This is a genomic window from Phenylobacterium sp. (assembly GCF_965284355.1).
In the GTDB taxonomy this organism is placed as follows: Bacteria; Pseudomonadota; Alphaproteobacteria; order Caulobacterales; family Caulobacteraceae; genus Phenylobacterium.
Window position 1 is genome coordinate 4,791,053 of record NZ_OZ260078.1, and the last position, 16,331, is coordinate 4,807,383.

A 16,331-nucleotide genomic window follows, 5' to 3' on the forward strand; every position below is an offset into this window, starting at 1 on the left:
GGCAAGATGCTGAAATTCGGGAGAAAATGGCTGGGGTTGGGGGCGCTGGTGGCGCTGACCGTCTTCGCGCCCGTGTCTCTCAAGGCCAGCGACGCCGAGAAGCCGGTGAAGCGCACCTACGTCACCGCTCCGGCCGCCAAGCTGGGCATGACCGATGCTGAGGTCGACGCGGCCAGCAAGGGCTGCGTCTCGTGCCACACCGACTCAGACGCCAAGACGATGCACCTGTCGCAGGCGGTGAAGCTGGGGTGCGCGTCCTGCCACGGCGGCGACGCGACCGTGTTTGCTCCCGCCGGCATGGCGATGAATGCGCCGGGCTATGCCGCGCTGCGCGACAAGGCCCACGTGCTGCCCAAGTACCCGAAGACCTGGCACTACCCCAGCTCGGCCAATCCGAAGGCCAGCTATACGCTGCTCAACAAGGAGAGCCCTGAGTTCGTCCGGTTCGTGAACCCGTCTGACTATCGTGTCGCGCGCCAGGCCTGCGGCGCCTGCCACATGGAGCTGATCGAGAAGGCCGAGCGCTCGCTGATGGCCACCGGCGCGATGCTGTTCGGGGGCGCGTCCTACAACAACGGGATCGTGCCCTATAAGAATTACGTGCTCGGCGAGGCCTACACCGCGCATGGCGAGCCGGCGCGGCTGCTGAGCGCCAGCCCGGGTCACGGCAAGCCGCACGGTACGGTTTCGCCCGAGCAGGCGAAGCGTGGCGCATTGCCGACCCTCTATCCGCTGCCCACCTGGCAGGTGACGCCGCCCGCCGACATCTTCCGCGTGTTCGAGCGCGGCGGTCGCAACATCAACACCCAGTTCGCCGAAGTGGGCCTGCCCAACGCCAACGGCGCCATCCAGCGCCTGGAAGAGCCGGGCCGTCCCGACATTCGCCAGTCGAACCGCGGCCCGGGCACCGGCCTGCGTGCGGCGATCCCGCTACTGAACATCCACAAGACCCGCCTGAACGACCCCTTCATGTGGTTCATGGGCACCAACGACCAGCCGGGCGACTATCGTTCGTCGGGCTGTGCGGGCTGCCACGTGGTCTACGCCAACAACCGCCAGCCGCACGCCAGCGTGACGTGGGCCGAGTACGGTCGCGATGGCCAGAGCGCCCAGGCGGACCCGACCATCAAGTGGACGGTCGACCACCACACCAACGAAGTCGTGGAGCGCAAGGAATCGGGCCACCCGATCAAGCACTACTTCACGCGCGCCATCCCCACGGCCCAGTGCATGAACTGCCACATGCACCAGCCGAATATGTTCGTGAACACCTACCTCGGCTACACGATGTGGGACTACGAGGCCGACGCGCCCTCGATGTGGCCGGAGAAGCAGAAGTATCCGTCCACGGCGGAAATGCGCGAAGTCCTGAACCGCAACCCCGAGGGCGCCGCGCCGCGCGGCAAGTGGGCCGACCTGGACTTCCTGCGCGAGGTTTTCGGGCTGAACAGGAAGCTGAAGGACACCCAGTTCGCCGACTATCACGGCCACGGCTGGAACTTCCGCGCCATCTTCAAGCGTGACCGCGAAGGCAACCTGCTCGACAAGGACGGCGCCGTCGTCGCCAACGACGACCCCGAGAAGTTCCACAAGAAGGGTGCGCCCGAGTTCACGCCCGTCGGTCAGAATGCGCCCGGCAAGGCGGTCCACATGATGGACATCCATGCCGAGAAGGGCATGCAGTGTGCCGACTGCCACTTCTCGAACGACAGCCACGGCACGGGCCTGATCTACGGCGAAGTCGCCAACGCGGTGGAGATCCGCTGCAAGGACTGCCACGGCAGCTCGTCGGCCTATCCGACCCTTCGCACCTCGGGACCGGCCGCGGATCCGAAGGGCAACGACCTCTCGCTGCTGCGCAACCCCGACGGCCAGCGCCGGTTCGAGTGGGTCGAGCGCGACGGCCGTCAGGTGCTGATCCAGCGTTCGCTGCTGGATCCCAAGCTGGAGTGGCGGATCAAGCTGACCAAGGACACGGTCGATCGCAATTCGCCGGACTTCAACGCCAAGTCGGCCCGCGCCAAGCTGATGGGCAAGATCAGCCAGAACGGCAAGCCGTTCGCCTGGGGCCCCGGCGTGCCGGCCGGCGAGCGCGCGCACAACGACGACGAGATGGAATGCTTCGCCTGCCACACCTCGTGGACCACGGCGTGCGCCGGCTGCCATCTTCCGATCGAGGCCAACTGGAAGACCAAGACCCACAAGTACGAAGAGCAGGAGACCCGGAACTACGCGACCTACAACCCGCAGGTCGCCCGGGACGACATGTATCAGCTGGGCCGTCATCAGACGACCAAGGGCTCGACCATCGCACCGGTCCGTTCGTCGTCGGCCCTGGTGCTGTCCTCGACCAACGTGAACCGCGAGCGGATCTACGTGCAACAGCCGCCGATCGCGGCGTCGGGCTTCTCTAGCCAGGCGTTCGCGCCGCACTTCCCGCACACCGTGCGCACGACCGAGACCAAGACCTGCACGGACTGCCACGTGAGCGCGGCCAACGACAACAACGCCATCATGGCCCAGCTGCTGCTGCTCGGGACCAACTTCGTGAACTTCGTGGGCCAGAACGCCTGGGTGGGTCTCGAAGGCGGCATCCAGGCCACGCGCGTCTCCGAGTGGAGCGAGCCGCAGGCGGTGATCGGCAGCTACCTGCACCGCTATGCCTATCCCGACTTCTTCAAGCTGCACGTCGACCAGAACAAGCGCGAGCTGAAGAACTGGGTCCGCGGCAAGCCCTTCGTCGACGGCCTGAAAGGCGGCGAGGAAGACAGCGCTGAGGAGTTCTCGAACTTCACCCATAAGACCGAGGGCGCGGCCCGCTGCGTCCAGCTGCGCGGCGAGTACCTGTTCACGGCGGAAGGGAAGGGCGGCTTCCACGTCCTCGATGCGGCCAGCATCGCCAACAAGGGCGTCTCGCAGCGCGTGATCAATGCGCCGTTCTCGCCACTGGGCCACGACACCCGCGTGCAGTCCAAGAACGCCACCTGCATGGCGCTGGCGACCAACCAGAACATCGCCCCGCTTCGCAATGAGGCGATGAAGACGATCATGGTGAAGGACGCGGTCACGGGCGGCGACGTCAGCCTGCTCCAGGCCAACCAAGAACAGGAATTCCACCCGCTCTACTCGTACGCGGTCATCACCGACAGCGAAGAGGGCCTGATCCTCGTCAACGTCAACACGCTGGCCGACGGCGATCCGCGCAACAACATGCTGAAGCGCGCGGTCACCTGGAACGCCGGCGGGGTTCTCAAAGGCGCGCGCCACATCACGCTGGGCGGCCACTACGCCTACATCGCCGCCGACGCGGGCCTGGTGGTGGTCGACCTCAACAACCCGCTGCAGCCGCGGCACGTGACGACCGTGGCGCTGCCCAACGTGCGTGGCTCGGCGCTCCAGTTCCGCTACCTCTGGGTCACGACCCAGCGCGGCCTGGAAGTTCTGGACGTGACCAAGCTCGAACAGCCCAGGCTGATCGAGGGCGCGACGATCCCGCTGGTGGACGCCCGCCGTGTCTATGTGGCCCGTACCTACGCCTATGTGGCGGCCAAGAAGGACGGCCTGGTCATCGTCAACGTGACCAATCCCGAGCGGCCGCGCCTCTACCAGAAGTTCGACGCCGGCGGCGCGATCAACGATGCCGAAGACGTGGTCGTGGGTTCGACCAACGCCTCGCTGTTCGCCTACATCGCCGACGGTAAGAACGGCATGAAGGTGGTGCAGCTGATCGGACCGGCGACGCAGCCGAACTTCTATGGCTTCTCGCCGGCGCCGAAGCCCGAGCTGATCGCCTGGGCGCGGACTCCATCGGCGGCGCTGTCGGTGTCGAAGGGTCTGGACCGCGACCGCGCGGTGGACGAGAGCGGCCACCAGATGGCGATCTTCGGCCGCCTGGGCTCGCGCCCGTTCAAGCGCGACGAGATGGAACGGTTCTTCACCGACCGCTGGGGCCGCCCGTACCGCGTCACCGACGCGGTCGACATGACCGCGTGGCTGGGTCCGGGGATGGTGCAGCAGGCCGACCGCTGAGGTCGGCCTAGCCCCGCCGCATGATCCGTTCGGCGACGCTCGGCGCGGCCCGCGTCAGCAGCGCCAGCAGCTTCGTCTTGCCGACGTAGATCTCGTTCCGGTCGGCCTTCAGCCCCGCCAGAACCTCGGCCGCGGCGTCTACGGCGCTCATCTTCCCGGCGCCGCGACCGCGGGTCATGTCCGTGTCGACCAGGGCCATGACCGCATCGGCGACCAGCACTTTCAGGCCGGCGTCCTCGCACTGGTAGCGCAGCGCCTTCGTGAAGCTGCGGACGGCCGCCTTGGTTGCGCAGTAGACCGGGGCCGAGGCCTTGGGGGCCAGCGCCAGGCCGCTCGAGACGTTGAGGATCGCTGCCGATGGCTGCTTCGCCAGGTGAGGCAGCAGGCCGGTCGACAGTCCGACGACAGCATCCAGGTTGATCGCAATCTCGTCGCGGAACGCCGTGCGCAGGGCCTGGGGTTCGTCGGCCAGCACGTCGGCGGTCACCTGGACGCCGGCGTTATTGATCAGGAGCGTGAGGTTGGGATGCCGGGCCGGGACGTCGCGCACCAGCCGGTCCACCTCATCGGCGCGGGCCAGGTCGGCCGGCCAGGCGGTCACCTGGCCCACATGCTCGGCCTCCAGTTCGGCCAGGGCCCGGGCTTCACGGCCCACCGCCGCCACGTGGCAGCCCGCGGCGATCAGATGGCGGGTCAGTTCGCGGCCGATGCCGCGCGCAGCGCCGGTGACCAGCGCGGTGCGTCCGTCGAGGTTCATGGCCGGCTCCCAGGGTGCGGCGTGGAGGGCAGGGGAATGAGCTGGTCCACCAAGGCGCGGGCCTGCTCGGGGCGCGGGGTGACCTGCCGGACGATAAGCTGGAAGTACGGCGCGCCCAGCATCAGATCGAGGAGCAGGCCGATGTCGGTGTCTGGGGCCAGCATCCCTCGATCCTGGGCCTCCAGCACCAGCGCCCGCATCGGTCCGCGCTCGCGGGCCTCGATGGTCACGTCCTGCAGCGCGGCCGACAGTTGGGGCTCGTGCGCGGCGTCGGAAATCACCGCGCGGATCGCCCCGCCCAGCGGCGTGTCGGCCATGGCCCGGATCAGGTTCTCCAAAACCCGCACCAGGTCTTCGCGTGGATCGCCGGTGCGTGGCGTGACCGGATTGGCCGTCCGCAGGCCGTGGCGGATGGCGTCGGCGACCAGCGCGAACTTGTTGGGCCAGCGGCGGTAGAGCGTGGCCTTGCTGGCCCGCGCAAGGGCGGCGACCTGGGCGGTGCTGGTGGCCGCGTAGCCGTGCTCGGCCAGGAGCCGCAGCGTGGCGTCGAGGATGCCGGCGGTGGTCTCAGGATCGCGGGGCCGTCCAACGGTCGATGGATTAACGGTACCCATGGGTATCCATAAGTTCACGTCATATCGGTACCGTCAAGTTCCGCAATATAGCTCGGAAATCAGACCGCCGCGTCGATCGGGGTCGTATACGCCGGGATTGGCACCGGCACGCCTTTAAGGTCGATCTCGCCGACGGCCTCGATCGGCACGGTGACCTTGGCGAGCTTCAGCGTGTCGGCGCTGAACAGGATGCGGGTGCCGAACGTCTTGTTGGCCGCTTCCAGGCGCGCCGCGATCACCACGACCTCGCCATAGGCGGTGTAGTTGAACCGCCGCTCGCCGCCGAAGTTTCCGACCAGGCCGATGCCCGACGACAGGCCCATGCGCGTGTAGCCGAAGTTGATCCCACGCTCGATCATCCTCTTGCGGATCTCCAGCGCGTAGAGATCGATCTCGCGCGCGCAGGCGATGGCGCGGTCGGCGTGGTCGGTCGAGGGCACGGGGGCGCCGAAGATCGCGATGATGCCGTCGCCGGTCATCTTGTCGATCATGGCCTCGTGCTTCCACAGGATGTCGATCACCCCGTCGAAGTACTCGTTGATCACGCCTTCGAACGTCTCGAGCGGCAGGCTGGCCACCAGGTTCGAGAAGTTCTCCAGGTCGGAGATCATCACGGTGATCTCGCGTTCTTCGGCCCCGATCTTCACCTCTTCCTGGCCGTCGACCATCCGGTCGATGACCTGGGGCGCCAGGTAGCGTTCGAGGGTGGAGGAATAGAACGCCCGCTGGGTCTGCAACTCGGCCGCGGCCAGCCGGCTCATGAGGAAGAAGCTGAGGCCGAAGCCGATGGCCGGCGTGGTCATCGGCGCCATCCAGGCCAGTTGCTGGTAGGCCAACCACGAGCCCACGCCGTAGACGCCGATACTGACCAGCAGGATGGCGATCGAGATCAGCCAGCGCTGGGTGGAACGGCCGAGCAGGGCGCCGCCTACGGCGGTGGCGAACACCAGGAGGGCGCTCAGCACGATCCCCGGCTTCCTGATGCGGTCGCCGGCCAGCATCTGGGACAGGGCGTGCACATGCACCTCGACGCCCGGCGTGCCGTCGTAGTGGCCGGCCATGAACCGCATCGGCGTGGTGTGCATGTCGTCCTTGAGCGTGGTCGAGTCGGCGGTAGCCGAGCGGGTCACGCGCCCGATGAAGGCGATTTTGTCCTTGAAGAAGGCGTCGGGCAGGAAGGCCACGAAGGCGGCGGAGTAGGACGGCGCGATGGCCCCGGTGTTCTCGGCCTTCACCGAAGGGTCGGCATGGCGGTAGCGGATCTCGAACTCGCCCTTCACGGGCTTGTAGCCCTCGGCGACCATCCCGGCGGCGGTGGCCAGGGCCGGAACCTTGCCGGGCAAGGGGTCGTAGCGGCGGATCACGTCGTCGTAGTCGACGCCGATCAGGGCACGGGCGTCGGCGTAGTTCAGCTTCTTGGCCACCGGGAAGTCGACGCCAGGTGTCAGCTGCGGGTCGACGGCCGCCACGATGGGCGCCTTCACCGGCTCGATCCGGGCCTGGAAGTCGGCGAACTCCTCAGGCGTGCTCCACGTGTCGAGCAGATAGTCGACGGCGACGGCCTTGATGCCCTTGGAATCCAGGGTCGCGATCAGGTCGCCCAGCCAGGCCTTGTTGATCGGCGACAGGCACTTGCAGGGCGAGGATTCGCTCATCGCGTTCAGCGCGTCGTCGTCGATCTTGATGATCACGAACTTCGATTGGGCGGCCGGCGCCGCGGTGGCGATGCGCAGGTCGGACGTCAGGTTCTCCACGAACCGGACCGGGGTGGTGCTGCCCATCCAAAGCGCGGCGGCTGTGGCGGCGGCGGCGGCCAAGCCCAGAACCAGCACGTCGGCCCAGAATTTCCCGCCAGCTTCGCGCAGGCGGCGCACCGCGCCTAGCAGCAGATTCATCGGCCCCCGACGCTTGGTCTCTCCCGCCATGGATCAGGCGAGGGTTCGGAAGGGGAAATTGTAGGTGACGGCGGGGGTGTAGTCGCCGGCCTGACAGGTGTGGGTGGTCAGGTGGCCCGCGTGGCACATCAGGAGCGCGAACGCCGGCGGCTCTTCCACCAGGATTTCGCGACCGTCGGGCACGTGCATATCGACCTCGGTGAGATCGAGCGTCAGCTGGATCGAGGTGGCCGGCGCCGCCGACAACACATGCCCCGCGAACAGGCCGGTGAACGCCCTGTGGATGTGGCCGCACATCATGACCTGGACCTGGTCGCGGCCCTTCAGGACCTGGGCAAGACGCGCGATCCAGGGGGAATCCGGGTCGGGGTCCATCCACTGGATGCCGCTCGGGATCGGCGGATGGTGGAGGATCACGGCGGTGGGCTTGTTGGGCTCGGCGTCCAGCGTCTCGGCCAGCCACGCTGCACGGACCTCGTCGTAGTCGCCGTGGTTGGGGCCTTCCAGCGTGTCACACACCACCATGCGCATGGGGCCGAAATCGACCGCATACTGGATGTAGCCGTTGGCGTCGGTCTGGGCGCCCGGGCCCGAAAACACGGACAGGAATCCTTCGCGGCTGTCGTGATTGCCCACCGCGTAGAAGATCGGAATCTCGCTGTCGGCCATAAGCCGTTCCAGCTCGAGGTATTCCTCGCGTTCGCCACGGTCGACCAGGTCGCCGCTCGCGACAATAGCCACGGGCCGCGGACGCAGCTCGTGTATCGCCCGCATGACCTGACGCAAACGTTCTTCGTTCCGCTGCTGATTCAGCGGATCTTTGTCCGTCGTCACGTGCAGGTCAGTGATCTGCGCGATCGTCAACACCAAGCCGCCTCCCCAAGCAGCGCGCACCGTCCCATGTCAGATACGCAAGCTCAGCGGCGACGGATGACGAGATTGCGAATTTCCGTCATGTCCTCCATCGCGAACCTCACGCCCTCGCGGCCAAGCCCCGAGTCTTTCACTCCGCCATACGGCATATTGTCGACCCGGTAGCTGGGGACGTCGCCGATCACGACTCCGCCCACGTCGAGATGGTCCCATGCTTCGAGCATCTTGTAGAGGTCGCGCGTGAAGACGCCGGTCTGCAGACCGAACTTGGAGTCGTTGACCTCGGCCAGAGCATCCTTGAAGTCGGTGAACTTCGACAGGATGGCCACCGGGCCGAACGCCTCTTCGGCATAGAGCGCAGCCTTGCGGCCGACGCCTTCCAGAAGCGTGGCTTCCAGCATCGCGCCCTCGCGCTTGCCGCCGACCAGCAGCGTGGCGCCGTCGGCCACTGCGGCCTGAATCCAGCTGTCGAGCCGGGCGGCCTCCTTCACGTCGATCATCGGGCCGACGAACGTGGCCTCCTCGCGCGGATCGCCCGCGATCAGCGTCTTGGTCTTGGCGACCAGGCGGTCCTTGAGTTCGTCGTAGATCGAGGCGTGGATGATGATCCGCTGCACGCCGATGCACGACTGGCCCGACTGGTAGAAGGCGCCGAAGATGATCCGCTCGACGGCGTCGTCCAGGTCGGTGTCGGCATCGACGACCACGGCGGCGTTGCCGCCCAGCTCCAGCACCACCTTCTTCTTGCCGGCTCTCGCCTTCAGATCCCACCCCACGCCGGGCGAGCCGGTGAAGCTGAGCAGCTTGAGGCGCTCGTCGGTCGTGAACAGGTCGGCCCCGTCGCGCTGAGCCGGCAGGATCGAGAACGCGCCCTTGGGCAGGTCGGTCTCGGCCAGCACCTCGCCGATGATGATCGCGCCCAGCGGCGTGCGCGAGGCGGGCTTCATCACGAACGGACAGCCCACGGCGATCGCCGGGGCGATCTTGTGGGCCGCCAGGTTGAGCGGGAAGTTGAAGGGGCTGATGAAGGAGCAGGGGCCGATCGGCACCCGCTTCCACATGCCCTGATAGCCCTTCGCGCGCGGGCTGATGTCGAGCGGCTGAACCTCGCCGGTCATCCGCACGCTTTCTTCCGCGGCGATGCGGAAGGTGTCGATCAGGCGGGTGACCTCGCCGCGGGCGTCGCGGATCGGCTTGCCGGCCTCGATGCACAGGGCATAGGCCAGCTCCTCGAACCGTTCCTGGAAGCGCTTGACGCAGTGCGCCAGCACCTCCTGGCGCGCGTAGGCCGGCATTCTGGCCATCGGCTCGGCCGCCTCGACGGTGGCGGCGATCCCCGCGTCGATGATCTTGGCGTTCGCCAGCGCGACGCGGGTGGCGACCTTGCCGGTGTATTTGTCCGTCACCTCGAGATCGAGGTTCGGAGTCTGGGCCTCGTTGGCCAGATAGAGGGGATAGGAATCCCGAAGCGCGGTCATGTCGGTGTCCTTGGCCTCCGCGCCTAGACGGCCGCGCTGAGTTCCTTGATCTGGCGATTGAGGATGAGGTCGTTGTCGGAGTAATCGACCGGGCAATCGATGAGGTTCACCCCAGGCGTGTCCAGGCACTTCTTCAGCAGGGCCGGCAGCGCCGCGGCGCTCTCCACCCGATAGCCGTTGGCCCCATAGCTCTCGGCGTACTTCACGAAATCGGGGTTGCCGTAGGTCAGCCCCCAGTCCTTGAAGCCCATGTTCGCCTGCTTCCAGCGGATCATGCCGTAGCTGTTGTCGTTCAGGATCAGCACGGTGATGTTCAGCTTCAGGCGGACGGCGGTCTCCATCTCCTGGCTGTTCATCATGAAGCCGCCGTCGCCGCAGATCGCCATGACCTTGCGGTCCGGATAGACCATCGACGAGGCCATGGCCGACGGCAGGCCCGCGCCCATGGTGGCCAGCGCGTTGTCGAGCAGTACGGTGTTCGGCATGTAGGCCGGATAGTTCCGTGCGAACCAGATCTTATAGACCCCGTTGTCGAGGCAGATGATGCCGTCCTGCGGCATCGCTTCGCGGATCTGCTTCACCAGATACTGCGGGTAAATCGGGAAGCGCTGGTCGGTATCGTATTTGGCCGCGTGTTCCACCTCGGCGGCGCGAGCCTTGTGCATCTTGGCGAAGTCCCAGCCCGCCTGAGGCAGGATATCTTCCTTGATCTGCCAGATGGCGTTGCCGATGTCGCCGATCACCTCGTACTGCGGGAAGTAGACCGGATCGACTTCCGCCGAGCGGAAGTTGATGTGGATCACCTCGGTGCCGCCCTGCTGCATAAAGAACGGCGGCTTCTCGATGACATCGTGACCCACATTGATGATCAGGTCGGCCGCGCCGATGGCGCGGTGCACGAAATCGCCGGCCGACAGCGCCGCGCAGCCCATGAACTTCGGGTTGGTCTCATCGATCACGCCTTTGCCCAGTTGGGTCGAGACGAACGGGATGCCCGTCTTCTCGATGAACTGGGTGAGCATCCGGCTGGTCATGGTCCGGTTCGCGCCGGCGCCGATCACCAGGATCGGCGACTTGGCCTGCTCGATCCGTTTGGCGGCGGCGCGGATCGACTTCTCGTCGGCGACCGGGCGGCGCGCGTTGGACTTGGGCAGCGGAATCGACTCGGTGTGCTCGTCGGCGACATCCTCGGGAAACTCGATGTGGACGGCGCCCGGCTTCTCTTCCTGGGCGAGGCGGAAGGCTTCGCGAATGCGGCTCGGGATGTTGTCCGACGACGCCAACTGGTGGGTGTACTTCGTGATCGGCTTCATCATGTCGACCACGTCCAGGATCTGGAACCGACCCTGCTTGGACTTCTTGATGGGCTTCTGGCCGGTGATCATCATCATCGGCATGCCGCCCAGCTGGGCGTAGGCCGAGGCCGTCACGAAGTTGGTTGCGCCCGGGCCAAGGGTGGCCACGCAGACCCCGGCCTTGCCGGTGTGTCGACCGTAGGTGGCGGCCATGAAGCCCGCGCCCTGTTCATGCCGCGTCAGGATGAGCTTGATCTTCGTCGAGCGCGAAAGGCTGTCCAGGAAGTCGAGATTCTCCTCGCCAGGGACACCGAAGACGTACTCGACGCCTTCCTCTTCGAGGCACTGCACGAAAAGATCAGACGCCTTGGTCATTTTTATAGCCCCCATCCCAACACAACGTGTTGTCGCAAATTCCCAGGACTTGTGAAGGGCGAAACGTCTGAGAGGCGAGTGCGTCCGCAATTCGCGTTAGACCGTACCGAATTCGCCGCTAAGGTTGAGCGGGAAACGGCCGGGCGAAAACGCGCCGGACATCAGGGGGATTCAAGCATGGCAGTCAGCGATCACGTCGATCTTCCGACCTTCATCGAGGGCGTGAAGCGCCGCAATCCGGGTCAGCCGGAGTTCGTGCAGGCGGTCCAGGAAGTGGCCGAGGACATCTTCGACTTCATCCAGGACAAGGAAAAATATCACGAGGCGCAGATCCTGCGCCGGATCGCGGAGCCCGATCGCGTGATCAGCTTCCGCGTCTGCTGGCAGGACGACAAGGGCAACGTGCGCGTCCAGCGCGCCTGGCGCGTCCAGAACAACAACGCCATCGGCCCCTATAAGGGCGGCATCCGCTTCCACCCCTCGGTCACCGAGAGCGTGCTGAAGTTCCTGGCCTTCGAACAGACCTTCAAGAACGCGCTGACTGGCCTGCCCATGGGCGGCGGCAAGGGCGGCTCGAACTTCAATCCGAAGGGCAAGTCGGACGGCGAGGTCATGCGCTTCTGCCAGAGCATGATGACCGAGCTCTATCGCTACATCGGCGCCGACGTCGACGTGCCGGCCGGCGACATCGGCGTGGGCGCGCGCGAGATCGGCTACATGTTCGGCCAGTACAAGCGCCTGACGAACGAGTTCACCGGCGTGCTGACCGGCAAGGGCCTGGAGTACGGCGGCTCGCTGATCCGCACCGAGGCCACCGGCTATGGCGCGACCTACTTCCTGCAGAACATGCTGAAGAACCAGGGCAAGGACATCGCCGGCCACACGGTCGTGATCTCGGGTTCGGGCAACGTGGCCACCCACGCGGCCGAGAAGGTCACCATGCTGGGCGGCAAGGTGCTGACGCTCTCGGACTCCGAGGGCTTCATCTACGACCCCGAAGGCCTGACCCAGGCGAAGATCGACTGGGTGAAGGAGCTGAAGAACAAGCGCCGCGGCCGCATCAGCGAGTACGCCAAGGAGTTCAAGGGCTCGGAGTTCCACGCCGGCAAGACGCCGTGGGGCGTGCCCTGCCAACTGGCGCTGCCCTGCGCCACGCAGAACGAACTGCTGGGCGACGACGCCCGCACGCTGGTCAAGAACGGCTGCATCGGCGTCTCCGAAGGCGCCAACATGCCGACCAACCTGGAAGGCGTGCACGTCTTCAAGGACGCCCAGATCCTGTATGCGCCCGGCAAGGCGGCCAACGCCGGCGGCGTGGCGGTGTCGGGCCTCGAGATGAGCCAGAACTCGGCGCGCATCTCCTGGAAGGAAGAAGAGCTCCAGCGCCTGCTGCAGGACATCATGCTGGGCATCCACTCCTCCTGCCTGGAATACGGCGGCCGTGCGGGCTCCAAGGTGCCGGACTATGTGAAGGGCGCGAACATCGCGGGCTTCAAGAAGGTCGCCGACGCCATGCTGGCGTTCGGGGTCGTCTAAGACCACATCCTGTCTGATCGTGAGCGCCGCCGCGGGAGACTGCGGCGGCGCTTTTCGTTGGGCCCACAAGGCGGGATAGAAGCGGCATGCCCCGAACGTTGCGTTTGGTCCTGGGCGACCAGCTATCCGACAACCTGTCCGCCCTGCGGGACCTAGCGCCAGGCGACCGTGTGCTGATGGCCGAGGTCATGGCCGAAGCCACATATGTCCGGCATCACAAGCAGAAGCTGGTCCTGGTGTTCGCCGCCATGCGCCGGTTCGCCGAACGGCTGACGGAGCGGGGCGTGGATGTTCGCTACGTGCGGCTCGATGATCCGGCCAACACGCAGGACCTCCCCGGCGAAATCCTGCGGGCGCTTGGGGAAGGCGGCTTCGACCGGATCGTCGTCACTCAGCCTGGCGAGCACCGGCTGACACGCACTTTCGAAGGGCTGGCGCTGCAGGCGCCGGTCCCCCTTCAGGTTCGGCCCGACGATCGGTTCATCTGCTCGAGAGGCGTGTTCGAGGCCTGGGCCCAGGGACGCCGCGAGCTGCGGATGGAGTTCTTCTATCGGGAGATGCGCCGCCGCACCGGCCTGCTGATGGACGGCGACAAGCCTGCGGGCGGGCGCTGGAACTACGACGCCGAAAACCGCAAGCGCCTGCCGCGCAACGTGCGCCCGCCCGAACGGCTGCGGATCGCGCCGAGGCCTGTGGTCCTGGAGGTCATCCGCATGGTCGAGGCCAGGTTCCCCGACCAGTTCGGCGAGACGACGACCTTCGGCTGGGCCACATCGCAGACCGAAGCCGAGTCCCTGCTCGCCCATTTCCTCGCCGATATCCTGCCAGGCTTCGGCGACTGGCAGGACAGTATGAAAGGCGGGGAGCCGTTCCTCTGGCACGCGCGTATCTCGGCGGCGCTGAACATCGGCCTGCTGGACCCGCTCGATGTCTGCCGCCGGGCCGAAGCCGAGTATCGCGCGGGCCGGGCCCCGCTGAACGCGGTGGAGGGCTTCATCCGCCAGATCCTCGGGTGGCGTGAGTTCGTCCGCGGCGTCTATGACCTCAAGGGCGAAGACTACCTGCGCACCAACGCGCTCGATGCCGATCGCACGCTGCCCTGGGCGTTCTGGTCCGGCGACACCGACATGGCCTGCGTGCGCGATGTGGTCGGCGTCACCCAGAGGCACGCTTACGCGCACCACATTCAACGGCTGATGGTGACCGGCAATCTCGCGCTGTTGCTCGGCGTGCATCCTGACGAGGTCAACGCCTGGTACATGGCGGTCTACATCGACGCCTTCGAATGGGTCGAGGCGCCGAACACGCACGGCATGGCCATCTACGCCGACGGCGGCGTCGTCGGTTCGAAGCCCTATGCGGCCAGCGGCGCCTATATCAATCGCATGAGCGACTACTGCGCCGGCTGCGCCTACGACGTCGCTCGGAAGCGGGGCGAGGGGGCCTGTCCCTTCAACGTCCTCTACTGGGACTTCCTGATCCGCAATCAGAGACGTCTGGAGGGCAATCCGCGCATGGCGCTGCCGTACCGCGCCTTGGCCGCCATGGCTGACGACCACGCCGCCATCCGCGCGGAGGGCGAGGCCGTGAGGCTGCGGCTCGGGGCTGTGCCCCGGGCCTGATCGCTCAGCGGGCCGCGACCTTCGTCCAACGCAGCGCCTCCAGCGGGGGGTGGCCCGGCTTCGGTGACGCCTCGCCCGGCTTGTGGAAGCCGTGGCAGGTGGTGCAGTCGGCGTCGTCGGCTGCAGCGATCTTGGTCGCCGGCTGGCCGTGGCAGGTGGCGCAGGTCTTCAGGTCGGGGATCAGCACGTCGGACGCCCGGTCCGACGTCTTAGCCTTATGGCAGTCGGCGCACTCGAAGCCGCCGGCCTTGGACGTGCCGGGTCCGCCGTGCTCGGGCACGCTGTGGTCGAAGCCGCCGCGGGGCAGGTACCTCGTCGTCAGCTTCACCGGCGCCATCTGCACCGTGTCGCCCGCCCAGTTGACCGTGTGGCAGTCGTAGCAGGCGCCGCCGCGCGAGAACGTGGCGCGGTAGGCGCTGGCGCCGCCCGCCGAGAACACGCTGGGCCGGATCGTGCCCGGACGTTGGCGATCGCTGCCCGGCGAGGCCATCAGGCTGCGGCCGGCCAGGGTGTCGACCACCTTCTGCAGTTCGCCGTGCGGCAGGTTCTTCAGCTGCCCGCCCTCACGGGTGTAGGCCAGGCTGTGGCAGCCGCCGCAGTCCTTCTCCATCTCGATCGGGACGAAGTCCTTGCCGCTCGCGTCCCGGCGGTGGCACGAGGCGCACTCCAGCGGCGCGCCATAGCCGCCGGCCTTGCCCAACTCGATCGCCTGGCGGGCGACGCCGCCCCGCGGATCAAGGTGCATGCGGTGCGGGAAGATCAGGCCGTTTCGCTCCTGGGGCATCGTGTCGAGCGCCACGCGCTGGAACGTCGGCTTCGGACCGGCCGCCGAGGTCATCACCAGCGGGCGGAACCCGGGATGCTTGTTCCAGTCGGGCGTGTCGATCAGCTCGGTCTTGGTCAGCCGCATCTTCAGCTGGCTGTGGCAGCTCTGGCAGTCCTGGACCACGACCAGCTTGGGCTTGTCCGACAGCGGCGGCGCCGTGGCGTCGGCGTCTTCAGGCTTGGGCGACTTGGTGTGCTCGATATGGCAGCTGGCGCAGCGGTCGGTGGGATGGCCCAGCGCACGCTGGAACACAGCGCTGACGACGCCGAGGCCGGCCGGCAGCGGCGTGGCCTTCTGCAGCTTGTCGTGCGCGGCGTGCTCGGCCGCCAGTTGCGGCTGGAACGGGCTGCCCAGATTGCGGGCGCGCTCGAACTGCGGCGTCGGGTCGGCGCTGGACTTGTGGCAGGTCAGGCACGAGTCATCGCGCACCGCCTGGAAGTTCTTCACGTGACAGCTCTTGCAGTCGCTTTCGAGGAACGAGTGCGCCTTGGACAGCGCGCCCGACGACCACTGCTGGTCGGGGCGAATCTTCGCCGGCCCGATGATGCCTGACAGCGTCAGCGGGACCAGCAGGCACAGGAGGAAGATCCCAGCGCCCAGGACCCACGCCATGTTGCGGCGACCGAACACGGGCGCCTGCAGCGAGAACACGCTGGCGCTCGGCGGATAGTCGTGGCTTTCGCGGGTGACGGTGACGACGGCCCCGCCGTCCTCGCCCGTCTCGAAGGCGAGCCGGTATTCGCCGAAACTCGCCACAGGATGACGCGAGACGTCGACGTCGATCCGCGAGGTCGACTTGCCGTCCACCGTGAAGGGCAGACCGCCGACGCTTTCGATCGTGACCCGGCCGGGGCCGGAGAACCGCATCTTGGCGTGGCTGGGGTCGACGGCGAGGTCGGCCAGGACGATGTCGTTGGTCGTGGCGCGGCCGATCGTGGCCTCGGGCCCGGCCACGTCACGCTCGCGCACGATCGGATCGCCGCCGGCGGCCCGTTCAGTGATCAGCTTGAGGCGAAAGGTTTGAGCCACCG

Annotated in this window: 10 protein-coding genes; 3 read left to right on the plus strand and 7 right to left on the minus strand. The window is 66.8% G+C overall.

Annotation, left to right across the window (positions count from 1 at the left end; genetic code table 11):
* Positions 1-6: 6 nt before the first annotated feature.
* The gene (locus ACQ66R_RS23520) at positions 7-4,029 is read left to right on the plus strand and encodes a hypothetical protein (protein WP_430426102.1); all 4,023 of its coding nucleotides are present in this window, start codon (positions 7-9) and stop codon (positions 4,027-4,029) included.
* 7 nt (positions 4,030-4,036) lie between these two features.
* Here the strand turns inward: ACQ66R_RS23520 and ACQ66R_RS23525 are convergent, their stop codons facing one another.
* The 6 genes from ACQ66R_RS23525 to ACQ66R_RS23550 are packed head-to-tail and all read right to left on the minus strand — an operon-like array spanning position 4,037 to position 11,316.
* The gene (locus tag ACQ66R_RS23525; RefSeq protein WP_430426104.1) at positions 4,037-4,786 is read right to left on the minus strand and encodes an SDR family oxidoreductase; all 750 of its coding nucleotides are present in this window, start codon (positions 4,784-4,786) and stop codon (positions 4,037-4,039) included.
* Positions 4,783-5,400: a TetR/AcrR family transcriptional regulator gene (locus tag ACQ66R_RS23530; RefSeq protein WP_430426106.1), complete on the minus strand. Its 618-nt coding sequence runs from the start codon at positions 5,398-5,400 to the stop codon at positions 4,783-4,785. Before ACQ66R_RS23530 ends, ACQ66R_RS23525 begins: the two co-directional genes overlap by 4 nt.
* A 59-nt stretch (positions 5,401-5,459) precedes the next feature.
* The gene (locus ACQ66R_RS23535) at positions 5,460-7,295 is read right to left on the minus strand and encodes a CHASE2 domain-containing protein (RefSeq protein WP_430426108.1); all 1,836 of its coding nucleotides are present in this window, start codon (positions 7,293-7,295) and stop codon (positions 5,460-5,462) included.
* 33 nt (positions 7,296-7,328) lie between these two features.
* Positions 7,329-8,189, minus strand: a complete 861-nt coding sequence (locus ACQ66R_RS23540) for a metallophosphoesterase (RefSeq protein ID WP_430426110.1) — start codon at positions 8,187-8,189, stop codon at positions 7,329-7,331.
* 23 nt (positions 8,190-8,212) lie between these two features.
* A complete protein-coding gene (locus ACQ66R_RS23545; RefSeq protein ID WP_430426112.1) occupies positions 8,213-9,646 on the minus strand; it encodes an aldehyde dehydrogenase family protein in 1,434 nt (477 codons plus the stop codon).
* Positions 9,647-9,669: 23 nt separating this feature from the next.
* Positions 9,670-11,316 carry an acetolactate synthase large subunit gene (locus ACQ66R_RS23550; protein WP_430426114.1) on the minus strand — a complete coding sequence of 549 codons (1,647 nt, stop codon included), beginning with the start codon at positions 11,314-11,316 and terminating at the stop codon, positions 9,670-9,672.
* 177 nt (positions 11,317-11,493) lie between these two features.
* On the opposite strand from ACQ66R_RS23550, the gene gdhA reads away from it, so the two are divergent.
* Entirely contained in the window at positions 11,494-12,852 is a 1,359-nt protein-coding gene (gene gdhA / locus ACQ66R_RS23555; protein WP_430426116.1) for an NADP-specific glutamate dehydrogenase, read from the plus strand.
* Positions 12,853-12,938: 86 nt separating this feature from the next.
* Positions 12,939-14,474 carry a cryptochrome/photolyase family protein gene (locus ACQ66R_RS23560; RefSeq protein WP_430426117.1) on the plus strand — a complete coding sequence of 512 codons (1,536 nt, stop codon included), beginning with the start codon at positions 12,939-12,941 and terminating at the stop codon, positions 14,472-14,474.
* A 4-nt stretch (positions 14,475-14,478) separates the two neighbouring features.
* Here ACQ66R_RS23560 and ACQ66R_RS23565 read toward each other — a convergent pair whose 3' ends face one another.
* Positions 14,479-16,329, minus strand: a complete 1,851-nt coding sequence (locus tag ACQ66R_RS23565; protein WP_430426119.1) for a cytochrome c3 family protein — start codon at positions 16,327-16,329, stop codon at positions 14,479-14,481.
* Between the last annotated feature and the right edge of the window lie 2 nt (positions 16,330-16,331).

What these genes read in the sequence shown, in the direction of transcription:
- ACQ66R_RS23520 (WP_430426102.1), top strand. Translation starts at nt 7, where the DNA reads ATGCTGAAATTCGGGAGAAAATGGCTGGGGTTGGGGGCGCTGGTGGCG.
- ACQ66R_RS23525 (WP_430426104.1), bottom strand. Translation starts at nt 4,786, where the DNA reads ATGAACCTCGACGGACGCACCGCGCTGGTCACCGGCGCTGCGCGCGGC.
- ACQ66R_RS23530 (WP_430426106.1), bottom strand. Translation starts at nt 5,400, where the DNA reads ATGGGTACCGTTAATCCATCGACCGTTGGACGGCCCCGCGATCCTGAG.
- ACQ66R_RS23535 (WP_430426108.1), bottom strand. Translation starts at nt 7,295, where the DNA reads ATGAATCTGCTGCTAGGCGCGGTGCGCCGCCTGCGCGAAGCTGGCGGG.
- ACQ66R_RS23545 (WP_430426112.1), bottom strand. Translation starts at nt 9,646, where the DNA reads ATGACCGCGCTTCGGGATTCCTATCCCCTCTATCTGGCCAACGAGGCC.
- ACQ66R_RS23550 (WP_430426114.1), bottom strand. Translation starts at nt 11,316, where the DNA reads ATGACCAAGGCGTCTGATCTTTTCGTGCAGTGCCTCGAAGAGGAAGGC.
- gdhA (WP_430426116.1), top strand. Translation starts at nt 11,494, where the DNA reads ATGGCAGTCAGCGATCACGTCGATCTTCCGACCTTCATCGAGGGCGTG.
- ACQ66R_RS23560 (WP_430426117.1), top strand. Translation starts at nt 12,939, where the DNA reads ATGCCCCGAACGTTGCGTTTGGTCCTGGGCGACCAGCTATCCGACAAC.